We start from the raw sequence: 21,597 nt of genomic DNA, 5'->3' as shown, positions 1-21,597 counted from the left end.
GCGTTTTTCGTACAGATGAAAAATGTTAATTTCTTCATGTTATCTTAATGAAAAAGTAGTACTTTTAATACGTTATTAAAGTCTAATTTAAAAAATGAAACTATGAAAAACGTGCTTTTGTCTTTTACTTTTTTATGCAGTAGTTTTTTAATTGCGCAGGAGGGAACCAATATGAAAAAAGTGGTCACGCCTCCAGAAAAAATCCGATTTGCTTTTGAAAGGGAATATCCGGGAAAAGTACCAGTCTGGTCGGAAGAATATGTTGGTGACGACGCAGATGAGATCAGGTATGAAGCGCGATACAATGTAGATGACAGAACCAAAGCAGTAGCGATTTACGATAATCTCGGAAACATGAAAGCGTATGAATTGCAGATCCCGTTTAAACAGCTTCCTATAAAAGCACAGTCGTATTTAAAAAAAAATTATAAAGCAAAAGCGATTCTAGAAATTGCAATGGTGGTAGATGATAAGAAAAAAACAACCTACGAAGTCGGTGTAGAAAAAGATACTAAATTTTATGATATTGTTTTTGACGCAGAGGGAGGTTTTAATGTCTCTGTAGAAAAAAACTAAAACGCTTTACTAATTCAAATATTATTTGAAATGACAAACCCGATGAGTTTTTGGTTACTTATCGGGTTTTGTTTTTTTTTAGGTTTCAAGTTTCAAGTTTGAAGTTTCAAGTTTCAAGTTGATATTCTTTGTGTGTTTTAACCGCAAAGAGCGCAAGGTTTTTTCTAAGCTTTATGTTATATAAACGCAAAGTTCGCAAAGCTTTGTCTATAAAATTTGCGAACCTTGCGTAAACCTTGGCATTCTTTGTGTGTTTTAACCGCAAAGAACGCTAGGTTTTTTTCTAAGTTTTATGTTTATATAAACGCAAAGTCCGCAAAGCTTTACGTAAAAAACTTTGCGAACCTTGCGTAAACCTTTGCGCTCTTTGCGGTTAAACCTGAAGCTTGGAATTTGGAATAACCGCAAAGAGCACAAGGTTTTTTCTAAGCTTTATGTTATATAAGCGCAAAGTTCGCAAAGCTTTGTCTATAAACTTTGCGAACCTTGCGTAATCCCTAGCGTTCTTTGCGGTTAAATCTGAAGCTTGGAATTTGGAATTTTAAATTTGGAATTTTTATAACATCATTCCTCCAGAAACTTCAATTCTTTGAGCATTTACCCATCTTGCATCTTCGGTACATAAAAAGGCAACAACACCGCCAATATCATCAGGAAGACCAACTCTTCCTAAAGCCGTTACAGAAGCAATTTGTTGGTTCATTTGCTCATTGTCGCGAACAACTCCGCCACCAAAATCAGTTTCGATAGCGCCAGGAGCCACAACATTGGCTCTAATTTTTCTTGCACCCAATTCTTTTGCCTGATATTTGGTTAAAGTTTCAATAGCTCCTTTCATAGAAGCATAAGCTGCATAACCAGGAAATGAAAATCGTGCTAAACCTGTTGAAATATTTACGATTCCGCCACCATCATTCATCACGTTTAATCCTTTTTGAGTCAAGAAAAATCGAACCTTTAAACTGAATATTAGTCAATTGATCAAATTCAGCTTCGGTTGTTCCAATGAAAGAATTGTGAATTCCAATTCCTGCATTGTTTACTAAAAAGTCAAATTTGTCTGTTTTGAATGTGTTTTTTAAAGTTGCTTCTACTTCTTTAAAGAAAGAATCAAAAGTTCCAGATTCCGCTACGTTCAATTGCAATGAAGCCGCTTTTTGACCTAAACTTTCAATTTCTTTTACTACTAAATCAGCTTCTTCTTTTTTACTGTTGTACGTGATAATTACATCAAGTCCTTTTTTTGCAATTGCAATTGCCATGTTTTTCCCTAAACCTCTGCTACCGCCTGTAACTAGAGCTATTTTTGTATTTACTGCCATTTTTTTAATTGTTAATTGTGAATGGTTAATTGTGAATTATTTACTGTTTGTTGTCAGTCTGAGCAGAGTCGAAGACCTTTTAAGGTAATAATGTCCTTCGACTTCGCTCAGGAGGACAAATCGTTGAGTTTATTATTTAAACACATAGAAACATAGATTTTATTTCTCTTTTAAAAGACTATAAAAAGAAACTAGTTTCTAACACATAGCTATGTGTTTTATTAAAAGTGAAACGCCTTTTTATTAACTCCAAAAATCTATGTTTCTATGTGTTTAAATTAAAACTACGGATGCATTGCATTAAAATGATTTCTCAATTCTTCTGCGCTTGCGTTTAATCTGGTTTCGCTTGTGCCGAAGGTCAATTCCTGTTTGCCTTCTTTTAGCTGTTCGAAAATAGATTCGATGAAACTGCTTACGCTTGGATGTGCATCGTGAAGACCGATTCCGCCTAAATCGGTATTTAAAGCTGGTGGAATAATTTCTACTACTTCAATATTTTTTTCTTTTAATAAATGACGAAGCGAAAGTGTAAACGATCTTAAAAATGCTTTTGTAGCCGAATAAACTGGAACTTTTGCAAAAGGAGAAAAGGCTAATCCAGAAGTTACATTCATCACTGTTTTTAGCGATGGCAACTGAATAAATAAGGAAGTTAAATGCAAAGTAGCTTCAATATTGGTGCTGATTTCAGCTTTCATACTTTCGTAGAAATTAGCATCAGTAACCGAAACCCATTTTTGAATTCCTGCATTATTGATTAAAACGTTTAAATCAGGATGATTTGCAGCAATCCATTCGTAAAGAGCGATTCGTTCTTGTTCTATAGATAAGTCGCATACTTTAGTAATAATAGAAGGAAATTTTGCTTTTACGTCGTTTAAAACCGATTCTCTTCTGCCGCAAATGATCACGATATTGTTTTCTTGAATAAATCGTTCGGCAAGTCCAAGTCCGATACCGCTTGCACCGCCAGTAATTAAAATTTTGTTGTCTGATAAATTCATCTTTTCGTTCTTTTAATTTGATGAGACAAAGGTAGGAGCGAAGTAGAGTTGGGGAGTTGTAAATATCAAATGGATGTTTGCGAAATTCAAATCACGAGTGATAAATTCCAAAATTCAAATTCCAAATTCCAAAACGTTGTGTTAAACTTTGTCAAAGTTTCAAACTTTGACAAAGTTCTACGAAACCTGAAACCTGAAACCTGAAACAAAATTTAAGCTCTAAAAGCAATCGGCGTATAAGAAGTTTGTTTTTTAAAGAAATTAGAGAAATGCGCTAATTCTTCAAAACCAAGCGAATAAGCGATTTCAGAGATATTCCAATCGGTTTGTTTTAAAAGTATTTTGGCTTCGTTTGTCAGTCGGTTGCTGATTAATTCTGTCGTGGTTTTTCCGGTGTTTTCCTTTAGAACCTTATTTAAATGATTCACATGAACAGATAATCTTTCGGCAAAATCTTTCGCTGTTCTCAATTCTAATCGCTGATTTGGAGACTCAATAGGGAATTGTCTTTCTAATAATTCAGCAAACAAAGAAGAAACTCTTGCTGCCGAATTGTGTTTAGAATATAAAGCTGTAATAGGCTGTAATTTTTGTCCGAAGTGAATTAACTCCGCCACATAATTTCGAATCAAATCATACTTGTAAATATAATCCGAGTTGATTTCTTTCTGTATTTTGTTGAAAATCAATTCAACTTCTGAAACTTCTTCATCAGAAAGCTGAAAAATCGGATAACCGTCTGAAGCAAAAATTGGCAGTTCATCCAGATCAATTCCGCTTTTGTTTTTAGATAAAAATTCACTGGTGAAAACGCAAAATTGTCCGCCTTGATTGGTGTCTTGTGGTAAATAGTTATACGGAATTTTTGGAGTTGCAAATAGCAATCCCTGTTTTTCGATTTCGATTACTTTATCGGCATATTCCGCTTTGTTGTGACCTCTAATTAAACTTATTTTGTAATAAGCTCTTCTGTCATAGGGCATTCCAGGTTTTCCTTTCATACGTTCCAAAAGTTCTTTGATATCAAAAACATTAAAATGCCCGATTTCTTTCTGAATGTCGTTTGGCAATAAAGAAGTAGGATCAACAGTTGAGCCTTCGGTAATATCTTGGTAAAAGGAATCTAGGGATTTCATATTTGTAAATTGCGAAATTCAAATATACGAAAAAATGTTATGCGAATTTTTGCCACAAAGTCGCTAAGTCGCAAAGTTTTTTATGTTGTTGTGGGATTTGATTTGTATTGCGTTCTGGTTGAAACCATTAATTGCGTTTTTTTGCACTTGAGAAAATTATTAAAAAAATCTTTGTGCCTTAGTGCCTTCGTGGCAGAACAATTAAAACAAACTCCCCTGCACAAACTCAGGTTCTGGATTACTTCCAAAAGGAAAAGCATCAATCACAAAAAACTGTTTCACTTTGGGATCAAATTCTCTTAAAACAATTTCATTGCATTCAAATTGAATATCAATTGTGGTAAAAAGCTCAGAAGCAATTTTAAGATTTTCGGGAGTTAATCTTCGTCCTATTGATAGATGCGGGTTGTCGCTTTTTTTGAGTTTTAAAAACTTCAAAGTTTCATGAATCTTTTTCATAATCGGAACAAGATTTTTTTCTGAATCTTCGGTTACACCAATAAAAAAAGCGCCAGCATTCGGAAAAGAATCAAAGTGATTTAAAGACACTTCAAAAGGCGTAAAAGTATCCGAAACTTTTGAAAGCTTCTGCTTGATAGAATCGAATTGAGACTCGTCAATTGTAAACTCACAAATCGTAATATGCGCTTCAGAATTGCAGCTGTTGTACCAATCGATTTTGCTTTTCAAAAAGTCTTTCAATTTTTTAACAGGCTCTACTAATCCTTTAGAATAAAATACAACCGAATATGTTTTTTCCATAACTGAAAAATATTTTACAATTTTAAAATCGGAATTATGATTTTGCTGTCAGAATACCATTTTATTTGTAAAGGTTCTTTAGCATCAGCAATGGTTTCATCGCTCACATTTTTACCGGTACCGTAATTAACTTCCCAGTTTGGATTTTTGTTAGCTCCTAATACGATTACAATCGAACTTCCTTTTTCTAATTCTTTAGAAATTATAAAAGTTTGTTCAATGTCAATTGTTTCTATTTTATTAGGAGTCAATAATTGTCTTTTGGTTCTGTCTTTTGCAAAACTGGCTCTTTGCAAATTGTTGGTTAAAGCAAAATATTGACCTTTGGCTGTTTTTTCGTAAAGCTGTATTTCGACATCAATGTCTTTTTTGTTGATGCTTATTTTTAACGACGTTTTTAAGGAACCGCTTATTATAGTTGCATTTTCAAGAGGATCACTTTCAAAAACCAACAGATGTTTTTCGGGTTTAAAAATCGAATCTATAACTTTAGGAAAACCATTTACGTAGTCATCATTATAGATATTAATTTCAGATCGATCTGTAAAATCAACCGTTTGATTAATAGCAACGGCCTTTTTAGGAGCTGTTTTTTGTAAGGAGTATTTCGAATTGTTGCCGCTTAAATAAAAGGTTAGATTATCATTGTGCATTTTGTCTAACGAAGAAACACTTTTCCATTCATTTTTGCCCATAATTTCAAAGTTTACTTTATCCTTCAAAATTTCAGGACGTTTTGCACCTTTCAAAATATGGTCAAACCATTGAAAAATAATGGCATTAATTGGGATATTTGCCGCCTCATCGATAGTGTAACCTCCTAATTCTTTTCGAGGAGTGCCTTGCGAACCGCCATGATCATACGGCCCGATTATAAGATAATAATTATCGCTTTTATTATATTTTTGGTATTGATTGTAGTAATACATCGCCCCAAGCTGATCGTCATCGTAATAACCAGTTGTGCTTAAAATAGGAATATTAATATTAGCAAAAGCTTCTTTTTGAGGCGTCATATTCTGCCAGTAGCTATCATAAGCAGGATGTTCTAGCCATCTTTGAAACAAAGGGCAAGGATTGCCTTCAATTTTGTCTAAGGAACGGAAACTGGCTCCGGTTTTATAATATTGCGTAAAAACTTCGTCCCATTTTTTGCTGTTCAAAAAGCTATTGAGATCTGTTAATTTGGTATTGGCAACCAGATGAATCCATTTTAAAGCATAACTCATAAAAATGCCATTTTGCATCGGAAAATCAATTCCTGCACCAACAGAAACTAACGGTACAATTGTTTTTAAAGCAGGATGTACTTTTTTTACCGCGCTCCATTGGCTAAATCCTAAATAACTACCGCCGTATAATCCGATTTTACCATTGCACCACTGTTGTTTGCTAACCCAGTCCAAAATATGATACGCATCGTCGCCATCGTGTTCATAAGGTTCTATTGGATCATTGCTTAAACGTTTGCCGCGTGTATTGGCAACAAAACCCACATAGCCCATATTCGCAATTTCTTTGCAGTCGCTAACTTCATTTCCTGCATAGATATTATATTTCATTACCACAGGCTGTGGTTCAGATACATTTTTAAGTCTAACCATCGTAGCAGAAATTGTACTTCCGTTGGGCAATGTAATAATGATATCGCGTTCTATTATATAAGTATCGGCTTCGATTTTTGCAATTATTTTATGAGCAATAGAAAGTGTTTTGCTTAAAATCAAATAGCGAGAATATTGTCGGCACAATTGCGCTGCATTTTCTACACTTATGCTGTCATTATCTTGAACCGCTTTAAGCTGTGTTTCAAAATCTTTTTTAATGTCGGATAATTTTAATTCATAATATCCTTCTGCCCAGCTTTTTCCATCTGTATTTAATGTGTTGTATAATTTGTAAAACTCAGTTGTAAAAACTTTTTCAAAATCAGCTTTTGTTTTAGGTTCTTTTGATGCTGTTTTTCCATAAATTTTGTAAACAAACCCTAAAGGTCTATTGGCAATACTATCGCCTAAAATTTCCTGCGAATAGGTCACAAAAGTTTCATGCATTCCTTTAAAATCTCCTGCTACAGATTGTATTCTGGCATAATTATCTAAATAGGAAGCTTTGCTTGGATTTTTATAAAGTGGAAGTGCTTTTTTCGCAAGAAGCGGTATGCTTTTGCTAAGAGTTATACTGTCTTTGTAATTGCTTTTTTCGAAATAGATTTTTTGTGAAGTTCCTATTTGAAAGGAAAAACAAATTAATAAAAGAATGATGCTTTTTTTCATCTTAAGAAACTTACTTTTTGAGGTGTTGGTTTAAATTTGTGTTCTCAAAAATAGCATAAATTTCTTATAATCAATAAGTGGATTTTATTATATTTAAAAAAGAAAAATGTATGCTAAATCTTTCCTTTTAGATGCAATCGATGTAGAATTTCAGATTTCAATAAACCGCTTCCGCCACCAAAATGCTCAATGACTTCAACATTTGGCTGATTTTTTAAGCAGAAAGAAGTAAATTCTTTTTCGACATGATCTTCAATAGCAGAACTCAAAAGAACAATATCAATGGTATTATTTTGAAAGTATTCTTGTGCTTCTTTTTCATTATTAAAAGCTACGGCATTCCAGTTTTCATCTGCATTAACGAGACGAAGTAAAATAGCCAAAATAGCTTCGTTTTTTCCGAGTAATAAAAATTGCAGTTGTTTCATTTTTTTGAGGTTCTAAGATGCTAAAGTTCTGAGATTCTAATTATCTAATTAATCAATTACATACAAATGTAGGGAGGGTTTTGGAAAAAGAGACTTAATCTAGGATAAGAAATATTTTTTTTCGGCTCTTTTTTCAGGTTTTATGTATGAATTCGATATTTTATTATGCTAAAATTTCGTTAAAGTATATTTTGACAATATTTTGCAGTACAATAACTTAAGGTTTTTAATTGTAAATAATGTTGTTAATTTTTTGATGCAATGAGGAAAACCGTAAGGTATTCTCTTTTTAGGGCTTTACTTTTGGCATGTTGAAATTTAAAAACAAATGCTGTTTTTACCTTTTTTAGAATATCATTTTTTAGATTTTAACTAATTCATGTTTTTTGGAGAAACATTTTTTTTGAATTAAATTTTGACATATTCATTTGATCGTGGGTACTTGTATAAAAGTTTAGATTATACATTAATGTCTTATTTTAAGGGTTTTAAGAGGAAGTCGACGGACTGAATTTTAAAACCCTTTTTTTAGCATATAAATGAAAAGGCGAGAAACCAAAACTGAAGGATATCGGTATTGATTTTAAATTTCTGAGGAGAAAATCCGTAATAGTTTTTAAACGCGGCCGAGAAATGAGAAACGTCTTTATAACCGCATTTATACGCCGCTTCGCTTACCGTAAAGGCTTTGGCTTGAAATAATTCTTTGGCGTGCTCCATTCTAAGTTTAATGATGTAACTTTTTACAGTTGTTCCAAAACAAGCTTTAAAGCCTTTTTTTAATTTGAATTCGTTTAGAGAAATAAGTCTGGAAAGTTCAGGAAGAGTAGGGGTGTTGCGATAATCGTTTTCTAGTATTTTTTTTGCTTCTAAAAGTTTGCTGTAATCTTCTTCGTTGATATTTTCTGCTGGTAAAGGCTTGATAATTAATGTTTCGAGCTGATGAATAAGGAGCTCTTTAATTTTACTTTCGATATAAATTCTTTTTAAAAGACCTTCTCTTGTACAATTTTTTATCTCAGAAGTTACCCACTGAATTGCTGGTGTAAACGGAAGATATTTTGAGATTAAATAACCGGATTGCTTCTGAAGAATTTTTTTTGAAAATTTTTCATGCAGCTGCCAATCTTCGTTAATGATGTTATAATAAAACTCTTTAGAAAGAATAATCGAAAGATAGTTTACATTTTTGTGAGCTGGAATCTTAAATGATCCTTTAAAATTATTGGTGTAAAATATATTATGAGTATTTTCTTTAGAATACTTTTCGCTTTCCAATTGATCGATATGCGCTTCTATGTTACTGCTATAAATGAAATTCATAACAATTGATTCTTCGTCAATTTCAAAAAGAATAGTTTTAGAATTGGAGAAGTACAATTGCGTATCCAATAGAACTAATCCTTCGGTGATGAAATGGCGACTAATTATTTTTTCCGAATGGTCATTTTCAATATGAACATTTTCTTCGGTTAAAATACTTTTCGGATAATATTTATCTCCAATTTGAATTTTAATGATGGGCGTTTGAGAAGTTAGAAGAGTGGCTTTGATTTTCAAAATATAATCCGTTTTTACAAAATAATAATCCGTTTTTCCCTATCTTTTTTGGAGACGTTGATGGTACTTTTGCAGCAAAGTTATTTATAATTAGTCTAATTAAAGATATGTCAACTCAAAAATTTTTATGTGCCAGTTTATTTTTTCTAACCACGTTCTTATCATTTTCCCAGCAAAATCAAGGCTTCACAGTGTCTGGAAAAGTTGTTGAAAATTCTGGAGAAACAATTCCGTTTGCAACAGTTATCATCGAAAAAACAGGTTTAAGTGTTATGTCAGATGAAAACGGAAACTATATTTTAAAAAATGTACCATCAGGAAAACATACATTAAAAATCTCTGCAATGGGATTTGCAGTTCAGAAAAAACAGATTGAAGTTTCAGGCAATTTGGATGTTTCCATTAAAATGGAAGGCGAATTGCAGGAGTTAGAAAGTGTAACCGTATTGGGAAGATCTCAAACGGATAAAGTAAATAAACAATCTTACAGTGTAACTGCCATTGATGCTAAAAAACTACACAATTCAACTCTAGATTTATCACATGCTTTGGACCGTGTTTCTGGTGTGCGTAACCGTGAAGCGGGTGGAGTAGGTTCTAGATCGGAGCTTTCTATAAACGGATTCTCAGGAAATCAGATTAAAGTTTTTATTGATGGAGTTCCGATGGATAATTTTGGTTCTTCTTTTCAGATGAATAATATTCCGATCAATCTTGCCGATCGTGTAGAGGTTTACAAAGGTGTTGTGCCAATTTGGCTAGGAGGAGATGCTTTGGGTGGAGCAATAAATATTGTAACGAATAGTAAACCAAGAACTTTTGTAGATGCTTCTTATTCCTTCGGATCTTTTAATACGCATCGTTCAAGCATAAACGCGGGTTATACGGCAAAAAGCGGTTTTACAGCAGAAATTAATGCTTTTCAAAACTATTCAGATAATAATTATTGGGTAAATGTAGATGTAGCCGATTTAAATACGGGGGCTTATTTCCCAAATCAGAGAGTGAGACGTTTTCACGATAAGTACCGTAACGAAACCGTGATTGTAAATGTTGGAGTAACGGGTAAAAAATATGCTGATAAATTAATGCTTGGTTTTACTGGCGGAGAAAATCAAGCAGATATACAAACCGGTGCAAGAATGGTAAGTGTTTTTGGAAAGATTTACAGAAAAGGAAGCATTGTAATGCCAACTTTAAAATATCAGGTAAAAGATTTGTTTACTAAAGGCCTTAATGTAAATGTAACAGGTAATTACAATTTTGGTTACGAACAGAATATTGATACTGTTTTTAGAAGATACAATTGGTTTGGCGATTACAAACAATATGAAGGAGCAGGAGGAGAAAGAAGCCGAACGCTTCGTAAGTTCTATAACAACAATGGTATAGCAACAGCCAACGCGACTTATACGCTTAATGACAGACACTCTTTTATGGTCAATAATACGTTTAATACGTTCGATCGTAAAGAAAGTGATGAGTTGGTTCCTGAATCATTGGTTTATAAACAGCCTAAAAAAACGCAAAAAAATGTTTTAGGATTGGGGTATAAATTAGATTACAATGATAAGTGGAGTACTTCTGTATTCTTAAAAGATTATTCATTAAAAACTACTTATTCAAGAAGTTACAATCCTTCAGGAGCTACAGGAGATATTGCTTATCAGAAATATGTAGACCATACTTCTACAACTGGTTATGGAGCGGCTACGAGTTATTATTTAAAACGTAATCTGCAGATTAAAGCTTCTTATGAAAAGACGTATAGATTGCCAAGTCCTGAGGAAATCTTTGGTAATGTCAATGATAATTTAGAAGGAAATCTTGCTTTGAAACCAGAATCTAGCGACAATTATAATTTAGGAGCAAGTTATCAAACGAGTTTCAGCGAAAAGAACGCGTTATCATTTGATGTAAATCTTTTGCATAGAAATGCAGTAGACTTTATTCGTCCGACATTGAATAATAATCAAACCATGACAACCAATGTCAATCAGGGAAAAGTGACGAATTATGGTATTGATGGTGAGGTAAGATATTCATACTCGAATCGTTTTACGGCTGGTTTCAATGCTACATACCAGGACATTAGAAACAAAACAATGTACGAGCCTAATCAGAACTATGTATCTCCTTTTTATAATGACAGAATTCCGAATATGCCTTATTTATTTGGTAATGCAGATGCGACAATGTTCTTTAATAATGTTTGGAAAAAAGGAAACAATCTTTCTGTTGGTTACAATCTGCTTTATGTGCATACGTACTATTTGTCTTGGCCAAGTATGGGAAGCAAAGATAGCAAACTGGAAATTCCACAACAGTTTAGCCATGATTTAAATGCAGTCTATACTATGGCAAACGGAAAATACAATATTGCTTTAGAATGTAAAAACCTTTTAGACAATAAGCTTTACGATAATTTCTCCTTACAAAAACCAAGTAGAGCTTTTTACATCAAGTTGAGATATTACTTCAGTAAATCAAATAATTAAATTTAATACAAACACCATAATACAATGAAAAAAAGTACAACATTAGCTTTATTATCAGCTGTTTTAGCTTTTACAGCATTTTCTTGCAGCAGTGATTCTGATAAATCAGGAGGTGAAACTGGCGGAGGAAACGATACAGGAAAAACGAAATATATTATTACTGCAACAACTGGTGCAGCAGGAATTGCAGATTATTTATTAACTGCAGACGATGTATCTGCTGGAGTTATCACAACTACAGGAAACGGATTAGAGCAAGACGGAACATATCGTTATTACATTACAGCACAAAACAATTTTTTTAGTTTACTTTACGGACAAGGAAACCCAGGAGCTGTTACCACTTATAACTTAAATGCTGAAGGAAAACTAGTTAAGAAATCTGATTTTCAAGCAGAAACGGTACACGTATTTGCTGCTGTAAACCAAGATATTTTAACGATTAAAGTTCCAAGAAGTGGTGCTTCTATTGCTTCTATGTACAAAATTGATGCAACAAAATCGCTTATTACAGGAGAAGCACAACAAGATACTAAAGTATTGGCTAAAAATGGAGAAAGAGCTTTCTTTACTTGGGCAACTCAAGTGGGAGATAAAGTGTATATGCCTTATATGAGTATTAAAGGAGACGGTGTAGACAACTTCGGAACTGCAAATCCAGATAGTACTTGGGTTGCTGTTTACAACTACCCAGAATTGAAGTTAGAAAAAGTAATCAAAGATAACCGTACAAGTTATTTAGGTGCTTATTTTACAAACGGATTATTCCAAGATGAAAATGGAGATGCTTACGGTTTCTCTGGAGCGATTGCTACAAGCAATGCTGTTATGACTTCTACAAAACCGTCTGCGGTTGTGAGAATCAAAAAAGGAACTACAGAGTTTGATCAATCATACTTCTTTAATGTTCAAGAAAAATCTGGAGGATATAAAATTTCTTCTACAAGCTACATTTCAAAAGGTAAATTCTTATTGTTAATGTACGGAAATGTTGGAAAAAACAACGGTGCAGTTAAAATGGCAATTGCAGATGTTTACAACCAAACATTTACTTGGGTAACAGGTGCTCCAGAAACATTAACTTCTGTAACTAGCCGTTACAACATTACTTCAGAAGACGGAAGCTCTGCAATTGTAGGTATTAATACTCCTGACGGAAACTGGATTTACTCAATCAACGGTACAAGTGCTGTTGCAACAAAAGGCATGAAAGTTGAAGGCGGACAAATTACTGCAATCCAAAAATTAAAATACTAATATTTTTTTGCCGTAAGTCCTTTTTTATGAGGACTTGCGGTTTTTTTATTTATCCTATTTATCTATCCAATTATGTTTTCTTCTTCAAAACCAAATAATAAGAAAAAAAGTAAAAAGTCGCTTTTTAAGCGCATCATGGCTTGGCTGCACTTGTGGCTGGGTTTGGCATCTGGAATCATTGTAGTTATTGTCAGTCTTACCGGCTGTATTTATGTTTTCGAAAATGAAATAAAAGATTTTCTTGAAGACTGGCGTTTTGTAAAACATCAGAAAGAAGCATTTTTACTGCCATCGCAATTGGTTTCGATTGCAGATAAAAAAATGAAAGATAAAAAAGCTACCAGTGTAACTTTCGGTGCAAAAGATGAAGCTGCGATTGTAGGTTATTTTGTTGAGAAAAAAGAAGAAGGCGAAAGAGGTGGTCGTGGTGAAAAAGGAGAACAAAAAAGAGGAGAAAGAAGAAAAGATCTAGCCCAAAATAAAGAAAAGGCAAAATCGGAACTGAAACCTCAAGGAAAACCTGGAGAAAAAGGAAAGGAAAAGAAGGGTAAAGGAGGAAGAAGACAAGGAACTTTTATAAGTGTTTATATGAATCCGTATACGGGTGAAGTGTTAAATGTGAAGACTTTTTCTAGAGGAGACTCACCAGATTTTTTCAGATGGATTTTAAACGGACACCGTGCATTGTGGCTTCCTTATGATATTGGAAGACCGATCGTTGGAGTTGCAGTTTTAATTTTCGTTGTATTATTAATTTCGGGCATCGTTTTATGGTGGCCAACAAAATGGATTAAGTCCATTATAGATAAAAGTTTTAAAATTAAATGGGATGCCAGCTTTAAACGTGTCAATTATGACATGCATAATGTATTTGGTTTTTACAGCTGTATTTTCCTGTTTTTTATTGCCGTAACAGGCTTAGTGTGGAGTTTTGGATGGTGGAGTAAATCTTTGTATTGGGTAACTTCGGGAGGAAAACCATTGGTTGAAAACCGCGAATCTCCAAAATCTGATACAACCAATGTAAAAGAGTTTAATATCACAACAGCGGATAAAGTTTTATTGAATTTAAGAAAAGAAAATCCTCAGGCAGCCGGAATCATGATTAGTATTCCAGGAAAACCTGCAGATCCGATAGGTGCTTTTGTTTACAAACAGAAACACACTTTTTATAACATGGATCGTTATAGTTTTGATCAGCAAAGCTTGAAGGAAATTTCGATTAAAACTCCTTTTTCAGGAAAGTATATCGAAGCGAATATTCCAGACAAAATCCGACGTATGAATTACGATATTCACGTAGGAAGCGTTCTTGGACTTACGGGTAAAATTATTGCATTTTTGGCCAGTTTAATTTCTGCCAGCTTACCCATTACAGGATTTATTATCTGGTGGGGGAAACAGAAATTTGGCAAAAAGAAACCTGCTGCAAAACCAAAAGTGGCAAGTAAAGCAATTCCCGCTCCTAAATTGAAAAATACAGCAGAACAAGAAATTACTGCTTAAACATATTAAATCGGTTTTTATAATTCCTTTTTTTTTTTTTTTTGATAAAAGGCAAAACTTGTAAAAGTTTTGCCTTTCTGTTTTTTAATTATATCCGTTTGCTTTGAGCCATTCAGCACAATCTCTAGTCCAGAATTTACTAGTGTCAGCAACACCTAATCCAAATCCGTGACCGCCTTTTTCATAGATATGCAACTCTACTGAAACGCCATTTTTCTTTAAAGCCAAATAGTAATTAATACTGTTTTCTGGTATAACAACCGTATCATCTGTAGCATGAATTAAGAAAGTAGGTGGCGTTTTAGAAGTCACTTTCTTTTCGTTCGAAAAAGAATCTATTAACTCTTTTGAGGTATTTTCTCCAAGCAGATTGGTTTGAGAACCTTTATGCGTAATTTCATTTTCCATAGAAATCACAGGATAAATTAGCAATGAAAAATCAGGACGTGCACTTACTTTATAAGCAGATTCATAAACTTTATCATCATAATGAGTGGATGCTGTTGAAGCCAAATGTCCTCCAGCAGAAAAGCCTAAAATCCCAACCTTATTAGGATCAATACTCCATTTTGCCGCATTTTGTCTTACGTAGCGAATGGCTTCCTGAGCATCTTGCAAAGGCCAACGTTTTTGTTCTTCATCGTTAAATCAGTCGGCATTCTGTATTTTAAGACAAATGCCGTAATACCTAAGCTATTAAACCATTCAGCGACTTTTGTGCCTTCTTTATCAAAAGCCAAATGCGTGTAGCCGCCGCCCGGACAAATTACAACAGCAGTCTGATTTGGTTTTGTCTCTTTCGGAATAAAAATGCTCAAAGTAGGAACAGAGACCTGACTTGTACTTTGTACTTTTCCGTCTTTTAGTTCTGGTTTTTCTTTGTAATTGGCTGCTTTAACTTCATCTGGAATTTTATCCCATAACGGGATTACTTGATTTTGTGCACTCATAGAAAATAGCCCTGAAAAAAGAAGAAAACTCAACGTGATTCCTCTTGAAAATTGTGTTCTTGTAGTTTTCAATTTAATTTATAATTATTTGGTTTGTAATATGATAGGTTTTTTGTTTCAAAAAATACAACCGATGGCCTAAAGTACCCAAAATTGATGAAAAATTCTTTTTTTAATTGTGAATTTCAGGACAATTTTACCCCTTAAAAAGGATGAATTTCACCTGTTAGCTTTTAACAAATATATTGTTTAATGTGTAATTTTGTATTCTTTTTTTTATGTAATATATTTATTTAAGGAGCTAAAATAATTTTTTATACAATATTATTTGGATTGTACAGATTAAAAACTATATTTGTGCAATCGATTACATTATTTTTCTTTGAAGGTGTTAATTTATTGATTTTAATATTTTTAGAAAGCAGTAAATATAGTCTTTTAAGATAACCAAGAATTTCAAAAACTATAATACCCACTTACTATGAATCAAACCGAAACTGTTGCAGTAAATCAGAGTGTAAAAACCACTGGAAAATACCGTTGGAGTATTTGCGCATTGCTTTTTTTTGCGACTACAATCAATTATTTGGATAGACAAGTGCTTTCCTTAACTTGGAGTGATTTTATTGCGCCAGAATTTCACTGGACCAATAACGACTACGGAAATATTACCGCTTTATTTTCTATTTTTTACGCAGTATCATTATTGTTTGCAGGAAGATTTGTAGATTGGTTAGATACTAAAAAGGGATTTCTTTGGGCAATCGGAATTTGGTCTGTAGGAGCTTGTCTTCACGCTTTCTGCGGTATCGCAACTTCAGGAATTATTACAGGAGAATGGTTTGTAGGGTTTCACGGTTCAAAAGAAATAATCAGCACAATAAGCGATACAGCATTGGTAATCAATGTAAGTGTGGCTTTGTTTATTTTTGCTCGTTTCGTTTTAGCAGTGGGAGAAGCAGGGAACTTTCCTGCGGCAATTAAAACTACAGCAGAATATTTCCCTAAAAAAGACAGAGCTTTTGCAACTAGTATTTTCAATGCAGGAGCAACAGTGGGAGCTTTAGCAGCACCCATTACAATTCCGTTTATTGCAAAATCTTTCGGTTGGGAAATGTCTTTCATTATCATCGGAGCTTTAGGATTTGTCTGGATGGGATTCTGGATGTTTATGTACGATAAACCAGAGAAACATGCTAAAGTTACACCAGAAGAATTGGCTTATATTCAGCAAGATGATATTGCCGACAGTAAATTAGTTGGTTATGTTCCAGAAACGACTTCAAAAGTTTCTTTAATGGAATGTTTTAAATACAAACAAACGTGGGCTTTTGCATTTGGTAAATTCATGACAGATGGGGTTTGGTGGTTCTTTTTGTTCTGGACTCCAGCATATTTGAGTTCTGTTTACGGAATGGATTCTACAGAAGCTGCACTTCCTTTATTTGTGTTATATATGATCACATTATTGTCAATTATTGGAGGATGGCTTCCAACTTATTTCGTAGAGAAAAAAGGAATGAATCCGTACGAAGGAAGAATGAGAGCGATGCTAATTTTTGCATTTTTCCCATTGTTGGCTTTAATCGCACAGCCTTTAGGATATATCAGTTACTGGGTTCCGGTAATTATTATCGGAATTGCAGGTGCGGCTCACCAATCTTGGTCAGCAAATATTTTTACAACAGTAGGAGATATGTTTCCTAAAAAAGCCATTGCAACCATTACCGGGATTGGAGGTTTAGCAGGTGGGCTTGGTTCTACATTGATTAATAAAGGATCGGGTGTTTTGTTTGATTATGCAAAAGATACGAATATGGTTTTTATGGGATTCAAAGGAATTGAGGCTGGATATTTCATCATTTTCTCCATTTGTGCTGTTTGCTACTTAACGGGTTGGATTGTAATGAAATCGTTGGTTCCAAAATATAGTCCGATCACTAATTTATAAAGAAAAATGAACAGAATTGAAATATTTTTTTCGTTTCAATTATGCTATTTAAATATAAAAATATAATTTTGTGCAATCGATTACATTAATTTAAAATTATGACAAAATATAGTTCAAGATACGCGTCAAGCCCTGAAGCTGTTAAAAAGTATGATACACAGCAATTGAGAGAAGAATTCTTAATTGACGACTTAATGCAGGAAGATGAAGTGGTTTTGGTTTATTCACACTACGACAGATACATTGCAGGTTCTGCAGTTCCTGTAAAAGGCGATTTAGCTTTAGAAACTATTGATCCGCTAAAAGCTCCTTATTTTTTAGAAAGAAGAGAATTAGGGATCATCAATGTTGGAGGAAGCGGTTCGGTTGTGGTAGAAGGAACAACTTATGAGTTAGGTTTTAAAGATGCTTTGTACATCGGAGCTGGAAATAAAGAGGTGGTTTTTAAAAGTGATGACAAAAGTAATCCTGCTAAATTCTATTTAAACTCTGCACCAGCACATACCACTTATCCTACTAAGAAAGTAAGTTTAGCTGAAGCTAATAAATTACAATTAGGAACAATGGAAACGGCAAATCACCGTACGGTAAACCAAATGATTATTGGAAGCGTGGTAACCACTTGCCAATTGCAAATGGGTATGACAGAATTAAAACCAGGAAGTGTTTGGAATACAATGCCAGCGCACGTTCACGATCGTAGAATGGAGGTTTATTTCTATTTAGATATTCCAGAAAATCAAGCAGTTTGTCACTTTATGGGACAGCCGCAAGAAACAAGACATATCTGGATGAACAATCATCAGGCAGTAATTTCTCCGCCCTGGTCTATTCACTCAGGTTCAGGAACTAGCAATTACACATTTATCTGGGGAATGGCTGGGGAAAACTTAGATTACGGAGATATGGATGTTTGTAAAATCACTGATTTAAGATAAGATGACAAATTTATTTGATATAAAAGGAAAAGTTGCCTTGATCACAGGAAGTACGCACGGACTTGGAATGGCAATGGCAAAAGGATTAGGTCAGGCGGGTGCAACAATTGTGGTGAATGGAAATTCTTCTCAAGAAAAAATTGACAATGCTGTAGCAGAATTAAAAAGTGAAGGCATCAATGCAGTGGGTTACAAATTTAATGTAACAGAAGAACAGGAAGTTAAAGCGGCTGTTGCGAAAATTGAAAGCGAAGTTGGACCAATCGATATTTTAATCAATAATGCAGGAATTATCAAAAGAATTCCGCTTTTGGATATGGAAGTATCAGATTTCAGAGAAGTAGTTGATATCGATCTTGTAAGTCCGTTTATTGTTTCTAAGCATGTTGCAAAAGAAATGATTGAAAGAAGACAAGGAAAAATCATCAACATTTGCTCTATGATGAGTGAATTAGGACGAAATACTGTTTCTGCTTATGCTGCTGCAAAAGGTGGTTTGAAAATGCTAACTAAAAATATGGCAACAGAATGGGCAAAATACAATGTTCAGATTAACGGAATCGGCATGGATATTTTGCAACAGAACAAACCAAACCAATTAGAGTTGATGGGCATCCGTTTAATGATTTCATCATCAGCAGAACTCCTGCAGCAAAATGGGGAGATCCAAGCGATTTAGCTGGAGCAGCGATATTTTTATCATCAAAAGCGAGTGATTTTGTAAACGGTCACATTTTATATGTTGATGGAGGAATCTTAGCAACAATCGGAAAACCTTCAAACGAAGAATAATTTTCAAATTATATTTTAAAAGACATGAGCCAGAAATTCATACACGATAATTTTTTATTAGAAAATAAATATGCTGAAGAGTTGTACCACAATTACTCTAAAAATCAGCCGATTATTGATTACCATAATCACTTAAATCCACAGTTTATTGCAGAAGATAAAATCTTCGATAATATTACGCAAGTTTGGATTAATGGTGACCATTACAAATGGCGAGCAATGCGTACTTTAGGAATTAACGAGCAGTTTGTAACTGGAAATGGTTCAGATAAAGATAAGTTCTTAAACTGGGGAAAAACGGTTCCGTATACTATGCGTAACCCTTTGTATCACTGGACGCATTTAGAATTGGCTCGTTATTTTGATATTTATGATTTATTGAATGAGAAATCTGCAGAGAAAATCTATATCGAAACTTCAGAAAAAATAAATTCTCAAGCGTACAGCACACAAAACCTTCTTAAAAAAGTAAATGCTGAATTGGTTTGTACTACAGAAGATCCAATTGATTCGTTAGAATTTCACCAAAAATTCGCGAACAATTCGACTGGAATCAAAATGAGTACGGCTTTCAGACCTGATAAAGCCATCTTAATTGCTAATGATGGTTATAATGCATATCTGGACACATTAGGGGATGTGTCCGGTATTGCAATTAACACTTACGCTGATTTACAGTCTGCTTTAAGAAAAAGAATCGAATTCTTTAATGCAAACGGATGTAAATTAAGTGATCACGGATTGAATCAAATTGATTTTGAGAATTTTACTGAAAGTGAAGTAAATGCTATTTTCAAAAAGAAAAGAGAAAATGGCGAATTGTCTCCAGAAGAAGTTTTAAAATTCCATAGTGCCATTTTAGTTTTCTTATCAGAAACTTATCATGAGTTTGGATGGGTGCAACAATTTCACTTAGGTGCATTGCGTAACAACAATGCGCGTATGCACAGAGTCTTAGGTTCAGGATACAGGATGGGATTCTATTGGAGATTATCCGCAAGCACAAAAATTATCTGCTTTCTTAAATGCTTTAGACAGTAAAGATAAATTGACTAAAACGATTATCTATAACTTAAATCCTGCTGATAATGAAGTTATGGCAACGATGATTGGAAACTTCAACGACGGAAGCGTTCGCGGAAAAGTGCAATTTGGTTCTGGATGGTGGTTTTTAGATCAGAAAGATGGAATGACAAAACAATTGAATGCGCTTTCAAACATGGGTTTAATTAGCTGTTTTGTTGGAATGCTAACAGATTCTAGGAGTTTCTTATCGTTCCCAAGACACGAATATTTCAGACGTATTTTATGTAATCTTTTGGGAGACGAAATCAAAAGAGGAGAACTTCCAAACGATATGGAATGGATTGGGAAATTAGTTTCTGATATTTCATACAACAACGCTAAAGAATATTTTAAATTTTAATTTTTTTTAACCATTAAGGCATTAAGAAAATTAAGAAAATTAAGTTTTTGGTTTAATAAATAGTTACTTAAATAATAAAGATAATTAAGCGAGTGGGCTTAATAAACTTAACCTTTAATAGCAAAGAGAACATAAAGTAAAGCTTAATTTTCTTAATGCCTTAATGGTAAAATTTAAAAAAGATGATATGAGTAGAGTAGTTGCATTTGGAGAAATCATGCTGCGTTTATCGACAGAAAGACATTTACGTTTTTCGCAATCTACAGCATTTGGTGCTACGTATGGTGGCGGAGAATTCAATGTATGTGTTTCGTTGGCTAATTATGGCGTAAATGCTGAATTTGTTACCAGACTGCCTGAAAATGAAATTGGTTTTTCTGCATTAAAAGAAATCAGAAAAATGAATGTCGAATCTAAAAACATTGTTTACGGAGGAGAGCGTTTAGGAATTTATTTCTTAGAAACTGGAGCAGGAACTCGTGGAAGTAATGTCGTTTATGATCGTGCTCACAGTGCTATGTCAACTATTCAAAAAGGACAAGTTGACTGGGAAAAAGTATTGGAAGGAGCTGAATGGTTTCACTGGAGCGGTATTACACCAGCGATTTCAGAAAGTGCAGCAGAAGCTTGTTTAGAAGCGATTAAAGTCGCTCATAAAAAAGGAATTAAAATTTCATGCGATTTAAACTATAGATCAAAACTTTGGCAATACGGTAAAACGCCAAGCGAAGTTATGCCAGAAATGCTAAAATATAGTAATGTGATTTTAGGAGATATTGATACGGCTTATTTCATGTTAGGAATTCCGAAAGTAAATCCGAATTATCAGGACGAAAAATCGCTTCCAGCTGTATATGATAAATTGTTTGAATTGATTCCGAATCTACAGATTGCAGCGACAACACTACGTTATTCTGTAAGTGCTTCGCACCAAAGAATTGGCGGAATTTTATTTGATGGAAAATCAATTTACAGTGCAAAAGTAAAAGAAGTTACACCAGTTGTTGACCGCGTAGGAAGTGGAGATGCTTTCATGGGCGGATTAATTTACGGTTTATTGGAATATCAAAACAATAACCAAAGAGCATTAGATTTTGCAGTTGCAGCTTGCTGTTTAAAACATACCATTGCAGGAGATTACAACTTGGTTACCTTAAAAGAAGTTGAAAATATGATTGATGGTGATGGTTCTGCATTAGTATCAAGATAATT

The 21,597-nt window shown here is 33.9% G+C and carries 15 protein-coding genes and 3 pseudogenes; 9 read left to right on the top strand and 9 right to left on the bottom strand.

Annotated elements, in window-relative coordinates:
- Positions 1-102: 102 nt before the first annotated feature.
- A complete protein-coding gene (locus ACPWTF_RS02760; RefSeq protein ID WP_250836471.1) occupies positions 103-576 on the top strand; it encodes a hypothetical protein in 474 nt (157 codons plus the stop codon).
- A 556-nt stretch (positions 577-1,132) separates the two neighbouring features.
- Here ACPWTF_RS02760 and ACPWTF_RS02755 read toward each other — a convergent pair.
- From ACPWTF_RS02755 to ACPWTF_RS02725, 7 genes and pseudogenes are all read right to left on the bottom strand, one after another.
- A pseudogene (locus tag ACPWTF_RS02755) lies at positions 1,133-1,898 on the bottom strand (SDR family oxidoreductase).
- A 284-nt stretch (positions 1,899-2,182) separates the two neighbouring features.
- Positions 2,183-2,905 (bottom strand): SDR family oxidoreductase, encoded by a 723-nt coding sequence (locus ACPWTF_RS02750; protein ID WP_427874301.1) that lies wholly within the window; start codon positions 2,903-2,905, stop codon positions 2,183-2,185.
- 212 nt (positions 2,906-3,117) lie between these two features.
- On the bottom strand, positions 3,118-4,041 hold the full coding sequence (locus tag ACPWTF_RS02745; RefSeq protein ID WP_202004485.1) for a helix-turn-helix domain-containing protein: 924 nt from the start codon (positions 4,039-4,041) through the stop codon (positions 3,118-3,120).
- A 201-nt stretch (positions 4,042-4,242) separates the two neighbouring features.
- Positions 4,243-4,803: a 2'-5' RNA ligase family protein gene (locus ACPWTF_RS02740; RefSeq protein ID WP_427874300.1), complete on the bottom strand. Its 561-nt coding sequence runs from the start codon at positions 4,801-4,803 to the stop codon at positions 4,243-4,245.
- A gap of 14 nt (positions 4,804-4,817) precedes the next feature.
- The gene (locus tag ACPWTF_RS02735; RefSeq protein WP_427874299.1) at positions 4,818-7,079 is read right to left on the bottom strand and encodes a CocE/NonD family hydrolase; all 2,262 of its coding nucleotides are present in this window, start codon (positions 7,077-7,079) and stop codon (positions 4,818-4,820) included.
- Positions 7,080-7,192: 113 nt separating this feature from the next.
- Positions 7,193-7,507, bottom strand: a complete 315-nt coding sequence (locus tag ACPWTF_RS02730; protein WP_427874298.1) for a hypothetical protein — start codon at positions 7,505-7,507, stop codon at positions 7,193-7,195.
- Between the two features lie 528 nt (positions 7,508-8,035).
- Complete coding sequence (locus tag ACPWTF_RS02725) at positions 8,036-9,067, bottom strand: helix-turn-helix transcriptional regulator (protein WP_427874297.1); 1,032 nt, start codon at positions 9,065-9,067, stop codon at positions 8,036-8,038.
- A 191-nt stretch (positions 9,068-9,258) separates the two neighbouring features.
- Between ACPWTF_RS02725 and ACPWTF_RS02720 the strand changes: the two genes are divergently transcribed.
- From ACPWTF_RS02720 to ACPWTF_RS02710, 3 genes are all read left to right on the top strand, one after another.
- Positions 9,259-11,565: a TonB-dependent receptor gene (locus ACPWTF_RS02720; RefSeq protein WP_427874296.1), complete on the top strand. Its 2,307-nt coding sequence runs from the start codon at positions 9,259-9,261 to the stop codon at positions 11,563-11,565.
- Positions 11,566-11,589: 24 nt separating this feature from the next.
- Positions 11,590-12,822, top strand: coding sequence for a DUF4374 domain-containing protein (locus ACPWTF_RS02715; protein ID WP_427874295.1), 1,233 nt, complete (start codon positions 11,590-11,592; stop codon positions 12,820-12,822).
- A 135-nt stretch (positions 12,823-12,957) separates the two neighbouring features.
- Positions 12,958-14,328, top strand: a complete 1,371-nt coding sequence (locus ACPWTF_RS02710; protein ID WP_427874294.1) for a PepSY-associated TM helix domain-containing protein — start codon at positions 12,958-12,960, stop codon at positions 14,326-14,328.
- 84 nt (positions 14,329-14,412) lie between these two features.
- On the opposite strand, the gene ACPWTF_RS02705 is transcribed toward ACPWTF_RS02710, so the two are convergent.
- Positions 14,413-14,946 (bottom strand): alpha/beta hydrolase, encoded by a 534-nt coding sequence (locus ACPWTF_RS02705; protein WP_427874293.1) that lies wholly within the window; start codon positions 14,944-14,946, stop codon positions 14,413-14,415.
- A complete protein-coding gene (locus tag ACPWTF_RS02700) occupies positions 14,913-15,350 on the bottom strand; it encodes an alpha/beta hydrolase (protein WP_427874292.1) in 438 nt (145 codons plus the stop codon). The genes ACPWTF_RS02705 and ACPWTF_RS02700 overlap by 34 nt, the downstream gene beginning before the upstream one ends.
- Before the next feature lie 409 nt (positions 15,351-15,759).
- On the opposite strand from ACPWTF_RS02700, the gene ACPWTF_RS02695 reads away from it, so the two are divergent.
- The 5 genes and pseudogenes from ACPWTF_RS02695 (at position 15,760) to ACPWTF_RS02675 (ending at position 21,595) form a co-directional block, all read left to right on the top strand.
- Complete coding sequence (locus ACPWTF_RS02695; RefSeq protein ID WP_427874291.1) at positions 15,760-17,229, top strand: MFS transporter; 1,470 nt, start codon at positions 15,760-15,762, stop codon at positions 17,227-17,229.
- A 98-nt stretch (positions 17,230-17,327) separates the two neighbouring features.
- Positions 17,328-18,167 (top strand): 5-dehydro-4-deoxy-D-glucuronate isomerase, encoded by an 840-nt coding sequence (gene kduI, locus ACPWTF_RS02690; protein WP_427874290.1) that lies wholly within the window; start codon positions 17,328-17,330, stop codon positions 18,165-18,167.
- Between the two features lies 1 nt (position 18,168).
- Positions 18,169-18,959, top strand: a pseudogene (locus tag ACPWTF_RS02685) (gluconate 5-dehydrogenase).
- A gap of 24 nt (positions 18,960-18,983) precedes the next feature.
- A pseudogene (gene uxaC, locus ACPWTF_RS02680) lies at positions 18,984-20,385 on the top strand (glucuronate isomerase).
- Positions 20,386-20,572: 187 nt separating this feature from the next.
- A complete protein-coding gene (locus ACPWTF_RS02675; RefSeq protein ID WP_427874289.1) occupies positions 20,573-21,595 on the top strand; it encodes a PfkB family carbohydrate kinase in 1,023 nt (340 codons plus the stop codon).
- Positions 21,596-21,597 lie beyond the last annotated feature (2 nt).

Origin of the sequence: Flavobacterium sp. MMS24-S5, from assembly GCF_050320125.1 — a bacterium.
GTDB classification, from domain to species: domain Bacteria; phylum Bacteroidota; class Bacteroidia; order Flavobacteriales; family Flavobacteriaceae; genus Flavobacterium; species Flavobacterium tyrosinilyticum.
The sequence above is the reverse complement of the archived record's forward strand: the minus strand, read 5'-3'. Positions and strand labels throughout refer to the sequence as shown.

Bases quoted from the DNA above. Each gene is read 5' to 3' on its own strand.
- ACPWTF_RS02760 (WP_250836471.1), top strand. From the start codon at position 103: ATGAAAAACGTGCTTTTGTCTTTTACTTTTTTATGCAGTAGTTTTTTA.
- ACPWTF_RS02750 (WP_427874301.1), bottom strand. From the start codon at position 2,905: ATGAATTTATCAGACAACAAAATTTTAATTACTGGCGGTGCAAGCGGT.
- ACPWTF_RS02745 (WP_202004485.1), bottom strand. From the start codon at position 4,041: ATGAAATCCCTAGATTCCTTTTACCAAGATATTACCGAAGGCTCAACT.
- ACPWTF_RS02740 (WP_427874300.1), bottom strand. From the start codon at position 4,803: ATGGAAAAAACATATTCGGTTGTATTTTATTCTAAAGGATTAGTAGAG.
- ACPWTF_RS02735 (WP_427874299.1), bottom strand. From the start codon at position 7,079: ATGAAAAAAAGCATCATTCTTTTATTAATTTGTTTTTCCTTTCAAATA.
- ACPWTF_RS02730 (WP_427874298.1), bottom strand. From the start codon at position 7,507: ATGAAACAACTGCAATTTTTATTACTCGGAAAAAACGAAGCTATTTTG.
- ACPWTF_RS02715 (WP_427874295.1), top strand. From the start codon at position 11,590: ATGAAAAAAAGTACAACATTAGCTTTATTATCAGCTGTTTTAGCTTTT.
- ACPWTF_RS02710 (WP_427874294.1), top strand. From the start codon at position 12,958: ATGGCTTGGCTGCACTTGTGGCTGGGTTTGGCATCTGGAATCATTGTA.
- ACPWTF_RS02695 (WP_427874291.1), top strand. From the start codon at position 15,760: ATGAATCAAACCGAAACTGTTGCAGTAAATCAGAGTGTAAAAACCACT.
- kduI (WP_427874290.1), top strand. From the start codon at position 17,328: ATGACAAAATATAGTTCAAGATACGCGTCAAGCCCTGAAGCTGTTAAA.
- ACPWTF_RS02675 (WP_427874289.1), top strand. From the start codon at position 20,573: ATGAGTAGAGTAGTTGCATTTGGAGAAATCATGCTGCGTTTATCGACA.